General features: G+C 44.4%; 15 protein-coding genes and 1 tRNA gene. 13 read left to right on the top strand and 3 right to left on the bottom strand.

Annotation, left to right across the window (positions count from 1 at the left end):
* The first annotated feature begins 492 nt into the window (after positions 1-492).
* The 8 genes from BMI76_RS01660 to BMI76_RS10850 all read left to right on the top strand — a co-directional run bounded on the left by BMI76_RS01660 (position 493) and on the right by BMI76_RS10850 (position 9,122).
* Positions 493-1,833 (top strand): GntP family permease, encoded by a 1,341-nt coding sequence (locus BMI76_RS01660; RefSeq protein ID WP_075345887.1) that lies wholly within the window; start codon positions 493-495, stop codon positions 1,831-1,833.
* Between the two features lie 21 nt (positions 1,834-1,854).
* Positions 1,855-3,198, top strand: coding sequence for an enolase C-terminal domain-like protein (locus tag BMI76_RS01655; protein WP_075345886.1), 1,344 nt, complete (start codon positions 1,855-1,857; stop codon positions 3,196-3,198).
* 18 nt (positions 3,199-3,216) lie between these two features.
* Entirely contained in the window at positions 3,217-4,344 is a 1,128-nt protein-coding gene (locus BMI76_RS01650; protein WP_075345885.1) for a mandelate racemase/muconate lactonizing enzyme family protein, read from the top strand.
* A 37-nt stretch (positions 4,345-4,381) separates the two neighbouring features.
* Complete coding sequence (locus BMI76_RS01645) at positions 4,382-5,710, top strand: enolase C-terminal domain-like protein (RefSeq protein WP_075345884.1); 1,329 nt, start codon at positions 4,382-4,384, stop codon at positions 5,708-5,710.
* A 10-nt stretch (positions 5,711-5,720) separates the two neighbouring features.
* Positions 5,721-6,632, top strand: coding sequence for a dihydrodipicolinate synthase family protein (locus BMI76_RS01640; protein ID WP_075345883.1), 912 nt, complete (start codon positions 5,721-5,723; stop codon positions 6,630-6,632).
* Positions 6,633-6,653: 21 nt separating this feature from the next.
* Complete coding sequence (locus BMI76_RS01635; protein WP_075345882.1) at positions 6,654-7,796, top strand: glycerate kinase; 1,143 nt, start codon at positions 6,654-6,656, stop codon at positions 7,794-7,796.
* A 101-nt stretch (positions 7,797-7,897) separates the two neighbouring features.
* A complete protein-coding gene (garR, locus tag BMI76_RS01630) occupies positions 7,898-8,779 on the top strand; it encodes a 2-hydroxy-3-oxopropionate reductase (protein WP_075345881.1) in 882 nt (293 codons plus the stop codon).
* A gap of 151 nt (positions 8,780-8,930) precedes the next feature.
* Complete coding sequence (locus BMI76_RS10850; RefSeq protein WP_257615230.1) at positions 8,931-9,122, top strand: hypothetical protein; 192 nt, start codon at positions 8,931-8,933, stop codon at positions 9,120-9,122.
* A gap of 88 nt (positions 9,123-9,210) precedes the next feature.
* Here BMI76_RS10850 and BMI76_RS01620 read toward each other — a convergent pair whose 3' ends face one another.
* The gene (locus BMI76_RS01620; RefSeq protein ID WP_075345953.1) at positions 9,211-9,471 is read right to left on the bottom strand and encodes a metal-sensitive transcriptional regulator; all 261 of its coding nucleotides are present in this window, start codon (positions 9,469-9,471) and stop codon (positions 9,211-9,213) included.
* Positions 9,472-9,603: 132 nt separating this feature from the next.
* Between BMI76_RS01620 and BMI76_RS01615 the strand changes: the two genes are divergently transcribed.
* The 3 genes from BMI76_RS01615 to BMI76_RS01605 are packed head-to-tail and all read left to right on the top strand — an operon-like array spanning position 9,604 to position 11,888.
* Positions 9,604-9,927, top strand: a complete 324-nt coding sequence (locus BMI76_RS01615; RefSeq protein ID WP_142355020.1) for a rhodanese-like domain-containing protein — start codon at positions 9,604-9,606, stop codon at positions 9,925-9,927.
* Between the two features lie 16 nt (positions 9,928-9,943).
* The gene (locus BMI76_RS01610) at positions 9,944-11,596 is read left to right on the top strand and encodes an FAD-dependent oxidoreductase (RefSeq protein ID WP_075345951.1); all 1,653 of its coding nucleotides are present in this window, start codon (positions 9,944-9,946) and stop codon (positions 11,594-11,596) included.
* Positions 11,589-11,888, top strand: a complete 300-nt coding sequence (locus BMI76_RS01605; protein WP_075345880.1) for a rhodanese-like domain-containing protein — start codon at positions 11,589-11,591, stop codon at positions 11,886-11,888. Before BMI76_RS01610 ends, BMI76_RS01605 begins: the two co-directional genes overlap by 8 nt.
* A 437-nt stretch (positions 11,889-12,325) precedes the next feature.
* On the opposite strand, the gene BMI76_RS01600 is transcribed toward BMI76_RS01605, so the two are convergent.
* Both BMI76_RS01600 and BMI76_RS01595 read right to left on the bottom strand, forming a co-directional pair.
* Positions 12,326-13,282 carry a S66 peptidase family protein gene (locus BMI76_RS01600; protein ID WP_075345879.1) on the bottom strand — a complete coding sequence of 319 codons (957 nt, stop codon included), beginning with the start codon at positions 13,280-13,282 and terminating at the stop codon, positions 12,326-12,328.
* A 76-nt stretch (positions 13,283-13,358) separates the two neighbouring features.
* Positions 13,359-13,429: transfer RNA gene (locus BMI76_RS01595), tRNA-Cys, on the bottom strand.
* Positions 13,430-13,631: 202 nt separating this feature from the next.
* Between BMI76_RS01595 and rpsB the strand changes: the two genes are divergently transcribed.
* Together rpsB and tsf are read left to right on the top strand one after the other, a co-directional pair.
* Complete coding sequence (rpsB, locus tag BMI76_RS01590) at positions 13,632-14,417, top strand: 30S ribosomal protein S2 (protein WP_003089767.1); 786 nt, start codon at positions 13,632-13,634, stop codon at positions 14,415-14,417.
* A 120-nt stretch (positions 14,418-14,537) separates the two neighbouring features.
* Positions 14,538-15,578, top strand: a complete 1,041-nt coding sequence (gene tsf, locus BMI76_RS01585) for a translation elongation factor Ts (RefSeq protein WP_075345878.1) — start codon at positions 14,538-14,540, stop codon at positions 15,576-15,578.
* Positions 15,579-15,691: the final 113 nt, after the last annotated feature.

Genomic DNA, 15,691 nt, shown 5'->3' with positions numbered 1-15,691 from the left:
CTTATCGCTTGTTTTAAAGCGGGATAATTTTTTTGACTAGACCAATTTTGACAAGCAGCTGACATCGTGGCCGTAACAGCAAAGAATGCTCTGCTGACACTTGTATTATTGGTCTGGAAAAGAAGAATCAGCTGTTTGTTAAGTTTGCTGGCAGAGACAGTTATTATAAAATAGCACAATATGTTACGCATACCATAAAAAGACCGGTCAAAGCACATCAAACTCTAGTTTGTGAAACGTTGAACATAAGAATGCCAATATGCTATTATGAAAAAGCCGATACTAAGACGGGCGGAAAAACAAATTTCTGATTGGTTCAAAAGCAGGAGTGGAGCCAGCGTCAGTCAGCTTTTCGGACCTGTCCGTTCTTAGCCAGCATTCATTAATGGGAGTCAATAGCAATATGGGGCTGATGCAGATGGCTTTTAAGCCGTTCAGTGTTTCAAGTTGGTATTTTCTCATGCTATTTCATTTTTATAAAAGGAGTTCGTTATGGACAGTGGATTAATTAGTTTACTGGGCATTCTGCTTGCCCTAGCTTTCTTGATTTGGGGATCCTATAAGCAGTTTCCGATTCTTGTTTTGGGTCCTGCTGCCTCTATCGTTGTTATTCTTTTGTCTGGTCTGCCGCTGACAAAAAGCCTGACAGATGAGTATGCACCGGCATTTGCTGATTTTGCCAAAGATAATTTTCTGATTTTCCTTCCGGCGACCGTTCTCGGCTCTATGCTGGGAGACTGCGGTGCCGCTCAGGATATTGCCAATAAAATCGCTGAATGGTCTCTGAAAATGGGTAATAAAAATGCGAAGTTCTGGGTTTTGATGGGGCTTTCGCTGATTACGGCTATTCTTTCATTCGGCGGTGTAAGCGGTTTCGTTGTTATCTTTACAATTGCTCCGATCTGCTTCCGTATTTTTAAGGAATTGGATATTCCTTGGCATTTCATTATTGCCGTTGCGGTTTACGGTGGTTCAATGTGGACAGCTATTCTCCCGGGATCGCCGGCTATTCAAAACTTGATTCCAATGGAAACACTGGGAACAAAACCAACTGCAGCACCCATACTTGGTATTATCGCTGCCGGAGTGTCTATTATCTTTGGTGCCTGGTATATCTGGTGGATGCTCAAACGCAATGAAAAACGCGGGGAAGGGTTTGAAAAGACCGGTCACAAGATGGAAGAGGCTTCACAAATTTTAGCCTTGAAAGCTATGGATAAAAAGACAACTAACTGGGACTTTGTCAAAGCACTCCTGCCATCTATTACCCTGATTGTTGCCATGAATGTCTTTAATGTGCCTCCTTATCTTTCTTTGACCATGGGCTGTTTGGTCTGCTTTGCTTTCTACTATAATAAATTTGCTAATTTCAAAAATACCATGGCTGATGGTGTTAATTCAACCATGAAGTCTATCATGAATGTTGCTGCCGTTGTTGGTTTTGGCGGTATCGTTGCAGCGGCACCGGGCTTTGAATATCTGGTTGATAACTTGGATAAAATCCCTGGACCGCCGCTGATTCAGCTTGCTGTTGCTACTAACTTGGTTGCTGGTATTACCGGTTCGGCTTCAGGCGGTGAAGCTATCTCGCTCAATGTCTTTGCTCCGCGTTTCTTAAAACAAGGTATCAGCGCGGATGTCCTGCACCGTATGGTTAATATCTCTTGTTACGGTTTGGATTCCCTGCCGCACAATGGTTCGGTTATCAATCGTCTCAACTACACCCATTTGACACATAAGGAAGGTTATTACCACGAATTCTGGCTGGGAGCAGCCTTCCCGCTGGTTAACTCTGTTTTCATTGCTGTTATTGCATCCATGGGTATTGTTTAGGATCAATTAAAGGAGAAAAATATGGGTAAAGCACCAAAAGTCATCGAAATGACTGTTTATCCGGTAGCTGGTCATGACAGTCCGCTGTTAACGCTGAGCGGCTGCCATGCACCCTATTTCACGAGAATTGTTGTCGTTTTAAAAGATGACAGCGGCAATCTTGGTATTGGAGAAATACACGGCGGAGAGCATATTACCAAGCAGCTGGAGAGCTATAAGCCTTTTGTCCTTGGAGAGCGAGTCAGTGAGTACCATAAGGTTCTGACGAATATTCGCAAAAGCCGTCAAAGGGCTGCACAAGATACTGGTGAGGGTCTGCAGCAGTTAAATCTCTCTAACTTAAAATTTGTTGTCCAGTCTGAGGCTGCTATTGAATGTGCCATGCTGGATTTGCTGGGGAAATTCTTAGAGCTGCCTGTCGCTGCTTTGTTGGGTGAAGGCGGTGTTCAACGTGATGAGGTTGAGTTTTTGGGCTATCTCTTTTACTCGGCAGATTCTGCTCAAATTGATCTGCCTTATGAAAAAAGCGATGGCAGCGACAGCTGGGAATCGCTGCGCCGAACTGAAATGATGACGCCTGAGGCGATTGTCAAACAAGCGCGCGTGCTCAAAGAAAAATACGGTTTTAATAATTTTAAACTAAAGGGCGGTGTTTTAGCAGGTGAAGAAGAAATGAAGGCGGTTGACGCTTTGAAAGCTGCTTTTCCGGATGCTCGCATCAACATTGATCCTAACGGAGCCTGGACGCTGGAAGAGGCGGTTGCTCTGACACAAGACCGTAAAAATGTGCTGACTTACATTGAGGATCCTTGCGGTCCGGAACAGGGCTTCTCCAGCCGTGAAATCATGGCGGAATACCGCGATGCAACAGGAATTCCTGTGGCGACAAATATGATTGCGACCAACTGGCGGCAATTTCACCATGCTGCGGCTCTGCGCAGCGTCAATATTGTTTTAGCTGATCCGCATTTTTGGACCTTAAACGGCAGTGTTCGCATGGCCTATCTTTTGAATGAGTGGGGACTAACCTGGGGTTCGCATTCCAATAATCATTTTGACATTACGCTTGCGACCTTTGTACAGGTTGCAGCCGCAGCTCCGGGCAACATTGCTCCGGTTGATACACACTGGATCTGGCAGGACGGCGAGTCCCTGCTTAAAGAACCGCTAAGCTTTGCTGATGGAAAAATCAAGCTTCCGGATAAACCCGGCTTGGGTGTCGATATTGATTTGGATAAGCTGGAAAAACAAAATGCTCTGTATCATCAAATGGATTTTAAAGACCGTGATGATACCATTGCCATGCAGTATTTGGAAGAAGGGTGGCAGTTCGATCCCAACCGGCCGGTCTTTTGCCATCGCTAAATGTGAGGGGTTGACTATATGATAGATAAGATTACAAAAGTTGAGGTGAAATTAATTCGTGTTCCTCTCAAAAAGCCTGTCAGTGATGCCAAAGTTATTCAAGGCAAACAGACACCGCTGAAAGAAGTTATGATTACAGCAGCGGTTATTGAGACAGAAGGCGGCTATACGGGTCTGGGTTACATTTATTGCAAACGAAACGGCGGCCCTGCCCAGTACGCTCTAGCTAAAGAATACGCACCCTTGTTGCTGGGTCAGGATCCTAACGATATCAGCCGCTTATGGAATAAATTACTGTGGTCCAGTATTTCGATTGGCAATACCGGTGTTGCTGTTCAGGGAATCACACCTTTCGACATTGCCCTGTGGGATATTAAGGCTAAGCGTGCCGGTCTTCCCTTAAGTAAGCTTTTGGGTCAGTACAAGGAATACGTTCCTTGTTACAATACAACGGGCGGTTTCTTACAAGATACGATTGAAGAAGTCATTGCCCATGCACAGACAGTCTTGGAAGAAGGCGTCGGCGGTGTGAAAATCAAGGTCGGTCAGCCAGATTATAAGGAAGATGTCAGACGTGTAGCCGCTTTGAGAAAGGCGTTGGGCGACGATGTGCCTATCATGATTGATGCCAATCAGCAGTGGGATGTCTCAACGGCACTTAAGGCTGGCAAATATTTTGATGACTATAATCTCGTTTGGTTTGAAGAACCGGTGACCTGCCATGATGTTGAAGGGCATCTGCGCTTATCACAAGCTCTGGGGACACCGATTGCAACAGGAGAAATGCTGACCAGTTATGAAGAAGGTCTTCCTTTCTTTGATAAACGTGCTTTTGATGTCTGTCAGCTTGATGCACCGCGTATCGGCGGTATTACACAGTTTCAAAAGGTAATCCAGCGCGCTGAAGAAAATCATTTGGTATTGGCACCCCATTACAGTATGGAGCTCCATTTGCCACTGACAGCCTGTTACAGCGGAGATGTTTGGGTAGAACATTTTGAATGGTTTGAAACAGTAGGTCTCTTTGAAGAAAGGGTAGAATTAGTCGATGGCAAGATGAAAGTACCGACACGTCCGGGTCTGGGGCTGACGCTCAATCAAGATGTTTTGCCGGACTTACAAGTAGATGCTCAGGTATTTCAATAAGGTATTAACTAGAGAAAATAATTTTGGAGGATAAAAAATGTCAGTACCTACAGTTGTGAAAATGGATGTTTATCCGGTTGCCGGATATGATTCCATGCTATTAAATCTAAGCGGAGCTCACGGTCCCTATTTCACGCGCAATGTAGTGATTTTAGAAGACAGTTCAGGCAATCTGGGTGTCGGTGAGGTTCCGGGCGGTCAAAAAATTACCGATACTTTAGAAAGGGCGAAAGACTTAGTTGTTGGACGCAGTATTGGAGAATATAAAAACATCGTTAAAGAAATTGGTGAGAAATTCGGCCAGCTTGACTCAGGCGGCCGCGGTCTCCAAACCTTTGACCTCCGGACGACTGTCCATGTTCAGACAGCAGTAGAAACACCTTTGCTTGATTTGCTGGGTCAGCATCTTCAAGTGCCAGTAGCTGCTTTGCTGGGAGACGGACAGGTTCGCGAAGACGTGCCTTTCTTAGGATATCTCTTCTACGTTGCTGATCCTAATAAAACAGACCTTCCTTATTTACAAGGAGATGATGATTCTGATGACTGGGGCCGTCTGCGCCGCAAGGAAGCGATGACACCGGAAGCTATTGTTGACTTGGCCAAGGCTGCTTATAAACGCTATGGTTTCAAGGACTTTAAGCTCAAAGGCGGTGTTTTAGAAGGCAAAGAAGAAGCTAAAGCTATTAAGGCTTTGAAAGAAGAATTTCCAAATGCCCGTATTACGCTTGATCCAAATGGTGCTTGGTCATTGAAAGAAGCCATTGAAATCGGCAGAGATTTAAAAGGCATTGCTGCTTATATTGAAGATCCTTGCGGGGCTGAAGACGGCTTTAGCGGCCGTGAAGTTATGGCTGAGTTTGTCAAGGCGACCGGTATTCCGACAGCTACCAATATGATTGCGACAGACTGGCGGCAGATGCAGCATTCGGTCGCTCTGCATTCTGTAACCATTCCGCTTGCGGATCCGCATTTTTGGACCATGCAAGGTTCTGTCCGTGTTGCTCAGATGTGCCATGATTTTGGTATGACTTGGGGCGTTCACTCCAACAATCACTTTGATATTTCCTTAGCCATGGTGGCTCATGCTGCGGCAGCAGCACCAGGTGAAATCAATGCCTGCGACACGCATTATATCTGGCAGGACGGTCAGGCTCTGACCGAAAATCCTCATATTATCAGAGATGGTGTCATTCATATTGCCAAAGATTCTGTCGGTCTAGGCATCAAACCTGACTTGGATGCTATCAAAAAAGCACATCAGCTCTATGTTGATAAGAATCTTGGTGCGCGTGATGATGCGGCTGCTATGCAGTATTTGATTCCGGGCTGGAAATTTGACAATAAAAAGCCAAGTTTAGTAAGATAGGAGAAACTCAGTGTTTAAGAGAGAAAATGTAAAAGGAATTGTCGTTCCGATTATTACCCCTGTTGATGATAATGAAAATATTGACGATACCAGACTGCGGAAAATCGTCAATCATGTCATCGAAAACGGGGTGCATGGCATCTTAGCCTTTGGCAGCAATTCAGAGTTCTATATGTTTGAGCCGGATGAAATGTTTCATGCTTTGGATGTCATGCTGGAAGAGGCTGCCGGCCGTGTTCCAATTTATTTCGGTATCGGAGCCATTCGCACTCGCAAATGTATTGAGCTCGCTCAGGAAGCTGCCAAACGGGATATTGCCGCTGTTTCAGTGCTGAATCCTATGTTCATTAAGCCAACTCCTGAAGCCCTGTATCATCATTTTAAAGCTATTGCTGACAGTGTCCCTGATACGGCTATGCTGCTTTATAATAACCCGGGGCGCTCCGGCTATACGATTCCGCTGGACATTATTGTCCGTTTGGCTCACGATGTGCCAAATATTATCGGTATCAAGGATTCAAGCGGTGATATCACCTTTTGCAGTGAATTGGTTCGTCAGACACATGATGTTGATTTCAGAGTTCTGACAGGCAAAGACACTACTATTTATCCCGGCCTCTGCGTAGGCGCTGTCGGCAGTGTCTGCTCTACAGCCAATATGTACACGCAGCTGGTCAGCAGTATCTATGATTACTATGCTGCCGGTGATTTTGAAAAATCGCTGGAAGCTCAGTTTAAACTAAATCCGATTCGTCTGTCTCAGGATGCAGCAAGCTTCCCGGCAGCGACTAAGGATATGGCTAACCTTATGGGCATGGACATGGGTAAATCGGTTCTGCCGACTGAGGCGACTACCGGACCGGTATTAGAACAAATGAAAGAAGCAATGCGTAAGGGTGGTTTTCTTCCATCTGACATGTAAAGATTAGCAGGAGGTATAAGTATGGGGAAAAGAATTGTCATTGCATCGGATTCTTTTAAAGGCAGTGCCAGTTCTAAAGAAGTTGGAACCTATATTTCTGAGGGCATCCATAGCTTGTATCCTGATTATGAAACAAAGATTTTTTCCATTGCTGACGGCGGCGAGGGAACTGTTGATGCTATCCTTGATGTCAATCAGGGTGAGAAGGTTACGGTTTGTGTTCAAGGGCCGCTCGGTTCCCCTGTCAATGCTTCCTATGCTATTATTGATGGTGGGAGAACAGCTGTTTTAGAAATGGCAGCAGCATCCGGTATTACCTTAGTTGAGTCAGGAGCCTTAGATGTTATGAAGGCCTCAACTTATGGTACCGGCCAAATGATTAAGAGTGCTTTAGAGCATGGCGTTGAGCGGATCTATATTGGTATTGGCGGCTCAGCAACCAACGATGGCGGTATGGGAATGGCAGCAGCGCTTGGTGTGAAGTTCTTTGACGCACAGGGAAAAGAACTAGCTGCAAATGGTGAAAATTTGATTCAGGTAGCCAGTTTGGACGTATCTGCTGCAGAAGGCTGTTTTGATTCTGTAGAGCTGATTATTTTGTCTGATGTGACCAACCCGCTCTGCGGCAGCAATGGGGCAACAGCAGTTTACGGTCCTCAAAAAGGAGCCAGCGAGGACTTGATAAAGGTTCTGGATGAAGGACTTGCTAATTTTGCTCAGGTTATTAAGAAGACTCTGCACAAGGATATCAAGGATGTCCCTGGTGCGGGAGCTGCAGGCGGTCTCGGTGCAGGTTTGATGGCCTTTTTGAACGGCCAGTCTCAGCGCGGTATTGATAAGATTCTGCAAATGATTCATATTGAAGAGGACATTAAAAGAGCCGACTTGGTCATTACCGGCGAAGGCCGCATGGATGGTCAGTCGATCAATGGCAAAGCTCCCATCGGCATTGCAGCCATTGCCAAAAAATACGATGTTCCTACGGTAGCAATCGTGGGCAGCCGTTCTTTAGAACTGGACGAGGTCTATCATCAAGGAATAGCAGGTGTTTTTGATATTGTTAATCGTCCGATGACTTTGGAAGAAGCCATGGCTGATACCAGATCTTTGGTACTGTCAGCCAGCCAAAATCTCATCACCTTATTTGGTACATTGACCAAATAAAAAAGCTTGTCGCTTAATAATTATAGTACACATACTATTTATCTTGAGATAAGGGTTTGTTAAAATGTAAAGTATAGAATTCAGAAAGGGATGTAAATAAAATGAAAATTGGATTTGTCGGATTAGGTATTATGGGTAAACCAATGGCTATCAATTTGGTCAAGGCCGGTCACGAGGTCTATGGTTTTGACTTTAATCAATCCAGCATTGATGCCTTGACAGCAGCTGGCGGCCATGCTGCTGCGAGCGGTAAGGATGCTGCTCAAAAGGGTGATATTGTTATCACCATGCTGCCCAATTCACCGCATGTAAAAGCGGCTCTGTTTAATGAAAACGGGATTGCTGAAGGCTTAAGTGCCGGTCAGACGGTCATTGACATGAGCTCTATTTCACCAGTAGCCAGCAAGGAATTTCATGACAAGTTAAAAGAACTGTCTGTATCCTTCTTAGATGCTCCTGTGTCCGGCGGTGAACCTAAGGCTATTGACGGAACCATTGCTGTTATGGTCGGCGGTGATGAAAAGGTCTTTGAACAATATAAGGATGTTCTGCAGGCCATGGCCAGCAGTGTTACTCTCGTCGGTGAAGTCGGTGCCGGTAATTTAACGAAATTAGCTAATCAAATGATCGTTGCGGTCAATATTGCTGCAGTATCTGAAGCTTATTCTTTGGCTAAGAAAGCTGGAGTTGATCCATCGCGGGTTTATGAAGCCATTCGCGGCGGTTTGGCCGGTTCGACGGTTATGGATCAAAAGTCACAGAAAATTTTTGATGGTGATTTTACACCAGGTTTCCGTATTGATTTGCATATCAAGGACTTGCAAAATGCTTTAGATGCTTCACACTCCTACAATGTGTCAACACCGTTCACTGCGCAGGCTATGGAAATCCTCCAAGTGCTTAAGGCTCATGACTACGGTTCAGATGACCATTCAGCCATTGCGCGCTATTATGAATTGGTAAATGGCCAAAAATTGCAGTAGCCGCTTATTCTGACAGCTAAAAACTGGGATGGAGGACTCCCTCTCTCAGCAGCCAAAAATACAATAATGAGACTTGTTTCCTTTTGTTGCACGAGAAGCAAGTCTTTTAAATACCGTTAAATGTTCTTCTTGTTCCAAAAGGCGGTGCTGCTTGGTTATAACTGCTCTGCGGGCGGCATTGAGAGGCAGAAGTTCAGCTCTTAAAGCTGCATGGTACTATTTCATGCTGGCTGATGAAGCACTTTTTGACGATTATAAAAATGAGGCTGAGACAAAAGAGTCTCAGCCTCATTTTATATTTTGTGATGCGGCGGTTGGGGTCAGAGCTGCAGAATTGAGTTGACCGTTCCTGATTTTTCTTTCCCGCTTATTTTTTGTATTTTGAATGACGGGAGTTTTGAGCGCAGCGTAAGGGTTCTTCAGCCTTTTTGCTATTTTTTCACAATAAGGCCGATAGCTTCTTGAATGCGTTCTTCTTGCAAAGCGGGATCGTCACTGGGTTCTTCAATAACCTGAGTGATTTTGCTGGCAATGACCAGTCCCATTGTGCGGTTGATGCTGGAACGAACGGCTGAGAGCTGGGTGATGATGTCAATACATTCTTGATCTTCTTCCATCATTTTTTGGATACCCCGTAACTGTCCTTCGGCCCGTTTTAGACGATTGATAATATCTTTTTGCTCTTTTTTCATGATTTTATTATACTGACCGGGGGTATTTTTGTCAAATCCTAAAACAGGAAGTAAAACAGTTGACAAGCAATTCGCTATTGTGGTAGTATCTAAACATACCCTTTGGGGTATTTAAAGAGAAAAGGAGAAAGCATGCTTGAATTGTTTAAAAAACTGTTTCCTTCTTCGGGGAAAAGTATTACAACTGCTGAGTTAGAGGATATTTTAGCTGAGAAAAAAATTACCTTGCTAGATGTCCGGGAACCTAATGAATACCGGGGCGGGCATATTAGAAGTGCGCGCAATTTTCCGCTGCAGGATATTCATACCTACCAAGGGAAAAAAACTGAGCCGGTTTATGTCATCTGTCAATCTGGAATGCGCAGTAAGCGGGCAGCAAGTGTACTAAGCCAAAAAGGCTATGAGGCCATTAATGTCAAAGGCGGCATGATGTCTTATAAAGGAAAAACTATATAAAATGGAGGATAAACTCATGAAAATCGTTATTATCGGCGGTGTAGCCGGCGGTATGTCAGCAGCTACGCGTTTGCGCCGTTTGATGGAAGATGCTGAAATTATTGTTTTTGATAAGGGACCCTATGTATCCTTTGCCAACTGCGGTTTACCCTTTCACGTTTCGGGAGAAATAGCAGAGCGCTCTAATTTGCTGGTACAGACACCAGAGCAATTGAAGGCTCGTTTTGAGTTGGATGTGCGTCCTGAAACAGAAGTCCTCTCGATTGATCCGCTTAAAAAAGAAGTGACTGTTGTGTCAGACGGTCAGGAATATAAGGAAAGTTACGATAAATTGATTTTGTCACCAGGTGCCAAACCCTTTGTTCCGCCGATGGCAGGTTTAGATGAGGCAGAGAATGTCTTTGTGCTCCGTAATATTCCCGATCTGGATAAAATTATGGCAGGTCTGGGCAGCTCTGCTGCCCGTAAGGCAACTGTTATTGGGGCTGGCTTTATCGGTCTGGAAATGGCAGAAAGCCTTGCTAAAAAAGGCTTAGACGTGACCATTGTTGAAAAGGCGCCTCATGTCCTGCCGCCGCTGGATGAAGAAATGGCAGCCTATGTGCAGGATGAACTGATTAAAAAAGGTATTACTATCTATACCAATCAGTCTGCACAAGCTTTTTCTGAAAAAGGTCAGGTTATCGTGCTGGAAGATGGTACAGAACTGCAGTCTGACCTTACCATTCTTTCTGTTGGCGTGCAGCCTGAAAATGACCTGGCTAAGTCAGCAGGAATTGCTTTAGGTTTACGTGGGGGTATTTTGGTAGACGAGCATTACCAGACCAGTCAGCCGGATATCTACGCTGTAGGGGATGCGATTGTTGTGAAACAGCAGATTACATCAGAAGATGCCTTGATTTCCTTAGCCAGTCCGGCCAATCGTCAAGGCCGGCAAGTGGCAGATATTATCGCTGGTTTGCCGCGTCAAAACAAGGGAAGTATCGGAACTGCTATTGTCCGCGTCTTTGATTTATCAGCAGCTTCAACGGGTCTGAGCGAGCGGGTTGCCCGCCAGCATTTTGAAGATGTGGCCGTTGTTCATACAACTGGAAATGACCATGCCGGTTATTATCCTGGCGCGACCTCTATTACTCTGAAATTAATTTTCAATCCCAAAACGGGTGCCATTTATGGAGCTCAGGCTGTTGGACAAAAAGGTGTTGACAAGCGTATTGACGTTTTGGCGACAGCTATCAAGGGTGGCCTGACGGTCTTTGATTTGCCAGAGTTGGAATTCACCTACGCTCCGCCGTTTGGTTCTGCTAAGGACCCTGTCAACATGATTGGTTATGCAGCAAGTAACTTGGCTGAAGGGACGAGTGACAGTGTTCAATGGTATGAATTAAAGGATGAATTGGCGGCAGGCAAAGTTCTGCTTGATGTTCGGACAGCCTCCGAAATAGCTAACGGCCGTTTCCCCGATGCACTGACTATCCCGCTTGATGAGCTGCGGGAACGTTTAGGTGAGCTGGATAAAGAGAAAGCTTACATTGTGAGCTGCCACAGCGGTCTGCGTTCTTATCTGGCAGAGCGCATCTTGAAACAAAATGGCTTCAAGGTACAAAACTTAGACGGAGCTTACTCACTGTATAATATGGTTAGACCGGAGGAAATAATCCATGATTAAAGTTGTTGATATCAAAGCAATTCAAGAAGATTTAGAAGCGAAAGCTTTTAATTTAATTGACGTGCGTGAAGCCGATGAATTTGCAGCCGGCCGTGTTCCGGGTGCAGTTAATCTGCCCTTGAGTGAATTAGCCAGCCGTTACCAAGAATTAGCGGCAGATAAACCCTATCATATCATCTGCCAAATGGGCGGCCGTTCTGCACAGGCCTGTGCCTTTCTGGACAGTAAGGGGTATGATGTTACCAATATTAGCGGCGGAACAAGTGCTTGGACAGGTTCCTTAGAACAATAAACAAGAGTACCATTTAAATAAGGGCCGCTGACTAATAAGAGAAAAAATAACGAGACTTGTTTTTCTGTATGGCACAGGAGACAGGTCTTTTTCTTGCTGAATGCTTGTTTCACTATCGAAGGTGACCTGTTTTAGCCTTGGCTGTATTGATATTTTTCAGTGATGAAAGCAGAAGTTTTCGGGTCATAGCGCGAAAATAGGTGCTTTCATGCCAATTTGATTGGTTGTTAGTAAGCTTTTTGGCCATAGAAAAAGAGGCTGGGATGAATGAACTGCACCTCAAAAGTTAGTCTTTCTGTCTAACTTTTGAGGAACAGTACAAATTCCCTCCTCTTTTTTAACTATTGAAGTATAACAGCGTGACAGAGCCTGATTTGAGCCGCTATCCGGACAGTGCAGCTAATCATGTTCCCGGCCAGCAAGATGCTTGACTGCTGTTAGTCAGTTACTACTGACAGCTGCCTGTGGATAGTATCAATGGTTACCTGAGCACCAATGGTAAAGGTAAAGAGCGGCTGCGTATGGGCGAAATCAAGGTCGTACATCACAGGAACTTTTTTAAGGATCGGATGTTTATCCAGAATAAAGCGCAAAATGTCCTCGGTCATTTGTGTTTCTTTAGGAAAACGCCCAAAGACCACTGCCTGCGGATCCGGATAGACCTGCAAAAGAGCAGCCAAATTGCGGGCAACTTCTGTATAATGCTCTTCCTCAGCCCCTTCTAAAAAGAGAACATAATTTTCTGGTTTGGGAGCAAATTCTGTTCCGCGCAAAAGTCCGAAAGTCGACAGGTTTCCGCCGATGATAGTTCCCTGAGCCTTGCCATCGTTGTAAATTTTCCATTCAGTCGGCTGAAAATGGCGCGGCTGCTTAGGATCGTACCAAGCGTCGCTGGACCATTCTTTGCTGGGAACAAGGCTGTAAGAATGTCTGGTGACAGCATTGAGCCACATTCTGCTTTGGTAGTCCTGACCTTCCTCCATCTTGAAACTCGAATAAGAAGGTCCCATATAGGTTTCCATACCGGTTTTAGCATAGATAGCATTTAAAAGAGCAGTCGTATCAGAATAACCGCATATAATCTTAGGGTGTTTTTTGATTAAATCATAATCCAGATAAGGCAGCAGTTCGTTGGCATTAAAGCCGCCAATAGTCGCTAAAATAGCGTTAACGTGGTCTTCACGGAAGGCATCGTGCAGATCGGAAACACGGCTGGCGATAGAACTTGAGTGAAGCAGGTCGCTTTCCATATAATTATTGGAAAATGAGACTGTAAAACCTAATTTTTCCAAGGTTCTTTTAGCAGATAAATTAGCTTTGAAGCCTCCTAAAAGTTCAATAGAGCTCGATGGACTGACAATCCTGATGTGGTCGCCGTAAGTTAATTTTCTCATAAATCGATTTGTTATCCCCCAAACTGTTAAAACAGACAAAAGAACTCCCAGAAAGGCTGGGAGTTCTCAAACTAAAAGGCGGTAGACGGATTTGAACCGACGATCAAGCTTTTGCAGAGCCGTGCCTTACCACTTGGCTATACCGCCGTAACAGTAATTATTCTACCTTAAATTTGCCTTTTGGTCAAGTAGAATTCCCTTGCATTTTATTCCTAATTTTGTTATGATAGTAAAGTCGCAGAAATGTGATAATACTCATCTTAGATGAATTGTGGTCTGGTTGCCTTTTGAGGTTGGGCTGCAAGCTGAAGTCTGAGAGAGGAAAAAACATTATAAAGGAGAAATACTCATGGCAGTAATTTCAATGAAACAACTTCTTGAGGCTGGTGTTCACTTTGGTCACCAAACACGCCGCTGGAACCCTAAGATGGCTAAGTACATCTTCACAGAACGTAACGGAATTCACGTTATTGACCTTCAGCAAACCGTTAAATTAGCCGATCAAGCTTACGACTTTGTTCGCGATGCAGCAGCTAACGATGCGGTTATCTTGTTTGTCGGTACGAAAAAACAAGCTTCAGAAGCTATTAAAGAAGAAGCTGAACGCGCAGGCCAATTTTACATTAACCATCGCTGGCTGGGCGGAACTTTGACCAACTGGGATACTATTCAAAAACGTATCGCTCGTCTTAAAGAAATCAAACAAATGGAAGCTGACGGAACGTTTGAAGTGCTTCCTAAGAAAGAAGTAGCTCTTCTGAACAAACAGCGTGCCCGTCTTGAAAAATTCTTGGGCGGTATTGAAGATATGCCTCGTATTCCAGATGTTATCTACATCGTTGACCCGCATAAAGAACAAATCGCTGTTAAAGAAGCTAAAAAACTGGGTATCCCGGTTGTTGCTATGGTTGATACTAACGCTGATCCAGATGATATCGATGTTATCATCCCAGCAAATGATGACGCTATCCGCGCCGTTAAATTGATCACAAGCAAATTAGCTGATGCTGTTATTGAAGGCCGTCAAGGTGAAGACAGTGTTGAAGCGGTTGAAGCAGAACTTGCAGCAGACGATACACAGGCTGATTCAATCGAAGAAATCGTTGAAGTTGTTGAAGGCTCAAACGAAGACTAAGTCATAGACGAATAGGTAAAAGCTTTGTTTTTACCTGTCTGTGCTCATAATAATAACATACGTAACCTAAGGGGCGGGGCCTAGCCCTCCCCTTTTATACTTAAAATTGGAGGAATAATCATGGCAAATATTACTGCAGCTCTTGTTAAAGAATTGCGTGAAAAAACCGGTGCCGGTGTAATGGATGCTAAAAAGGCATTGGTTGAAGTTGAAGGCGATATGGAAAAAGCAGTTGAATTGCTGCGTGAAAAGGGTATTGCTAAGGCAGCGAAAAAAGCTGACCGTGTTGCTGCTGAAGGTTTGACCGGTATTTATGTTAATGGCAATGTTGCAGCTATCGTTGAAGTTAATGCAGAAACGGACTTTGTTGCAAAGAATGCTCAATTCGTTGAACTGGTTAATGAAACAGCAAAAGCTATTGCTGAACAAAAACCTGCTAACAATGAGGAAGCTCTTAAAGTAACTTTGGCTTCAGGAGAAACTTTGGAAGCAGCCTATGTCAATGCAACTGCAACAATCGGTGAAAAAATTTCTTTCCGCCGCTTTGCCCTTGTTGAAAAAGAAGATGCCCAAGTTTTTGGAGCTTACCAACACAATGGCGGTAAAATTGGTGTTGTCACAGTGCTCGAAGGTGCAGATGAAGCTCTTGCAAAACAAGTAGCTATGCACGTAGCAGCAATGAACCCAACCGTTCTTTCTTACAAGGAATTAAGTGAAGAATTCATCCATGATGAATTGGCTCAAATGAACCATAAGATTGAACAAGATAACGAAAGCCGTGCCATGGTTGACAAACCAGCGCTTCCGCTTCTTAAATACGGTTCAAAACTGCAATTAACTGATGAAGTTATGGCACAAGCCGAAGAAGACATCAAAGCTGAGCTTAAGGCTGAAGGCAAGCCAGAAAAGATTTGGGATAAAATCATTCCTGGTAAAATGGCACGCTTCATGCTTGATAATACTAAGGTTGACCAACAGTACACCTTGCTGTCCCAAGTTTACATTATGGACGACAGCAAGACTGTTGAGGCCTACCTCGAATCAGTAAATGCTAAAGCAATCAGCTTTGTTCGTTTTGAAGTGGGTGAAGGTATTGAAAGAGCTGCTAATGACTTTGAAAACGAAGTTGCAGCAACAATGGCCGCTGCCTTGAACAACTAAGATTTTATTTTAACGGCACTTTAAGATAGGCTGTCAGGGCTTATCTTGGAGTGCTTTTTGCTTGCCTGAATAAATTTTGAAAAGCAAGACCGTTTCACTTCCAAGGCTCTTGC

Source organism: Streptococcus sp. 'caviae', assembly GCF_001937065.1.
Taxonomy (GTDB): domain Bacteria; phylum Bacillota; class Bacilli; order Lactobacillales; family Streptococcaceae; genus Streptococcus.
The sequence above is the reverse complement of the archived record's forward strand: the minus strand, read 5'-3'. Positions and strand labels throughout refer to the sequence as shown.

Bases quoted from the DNA above. Each gene is read 5' to 3' on its own strand.
- BMI76_RS01605 (WP_075345880.1), top strand. From the start codon at position 11,589: ATGATTAAAGTTGTTGATATCAAAGCAATTCAAGAAGATTTAGAAGCG.
- BMI76_RS01660 (WP_075345887.1), top strand. From the start codon at position 493: ATGGACAGTGGATTAATTAGTTTACTGGGCATTCTGCTTGCCCTAGCT.
- BMI76_RS01620 (WP_075345953.1), bottom strand. From the start codon at position 9,471: ATGAAAAAAGAGCAAAAAGATATTATCAATCGTCTAAAACGGGCCGAA.
- BMI76_RS01645 (WP_075345884.1), top strand. From the start codon at position 4,382: ATGTCAGTACCTACAGTTGTGAAAATGGATGTTTATCCGGTTGCCGGA.
- BMI76_RS01655 (WP_075345886.1), top strand. From the start codon at position 1,855: ATGGGTAAAGCACCAAAAGTCATCGAAATGACTGTTTATCCGGTAGCT.
- BMI76_RS01615 (WP_142355020.1), top strand. From the start codon at position 9,604: ATGCTTGAATTGTTTAAAAAACTGTTTCCTTCTTCGGGGAAAAGTATT.
- BMI76_RS01635 (WP_075345882.1), top strand. From the start codon at position 6,654: ATGGGGAAAAGAATTGTCATTGCATCGGATTCTTTTAAAGGCAGTGCC.
- tsf (WP_075345878.1), top strand. From the start codon at position 14,538: ATGGCAAATATTACTGCAGCTCTTGTTAAAGAATTGCGTGAAAAAACC.
- BMI76_RS01650 (WP_075345885.1), top strand. From the start codon at position 3,217: ATGATAGATAAGATTACAAAAGTTGAGGTGAAATTAATTCGTGTTCCT.
- garR (WP_075345881.1), top strand. From the start codon at position 7,898: ATGAAAATTGGATTTGTCGGATTAGGTATTATGGGTAAACCAATGGCT.
- BMI76_RS01600 (WP_075345879.1), bottom strand. From the start codon at position 13,282: ATGAGAAAATTAACTTACGGCGACCACATCAGGATTGTCAGTCCATCG.
- rpsB (WP_003089767.1), top strand. From the start codon at position 13,632: ATGGCAGTAATTTCAATGAAACAACTTCTTGAGGCTGGTGTTCACTTT.
- BMI76_RS01610 (WP_075345951.1), top strand. From the start codon at position 9,944: ATGAAAATCGTTATTATCGGCGGTGTAGCCGGCGGTATGTCAGCAGCT.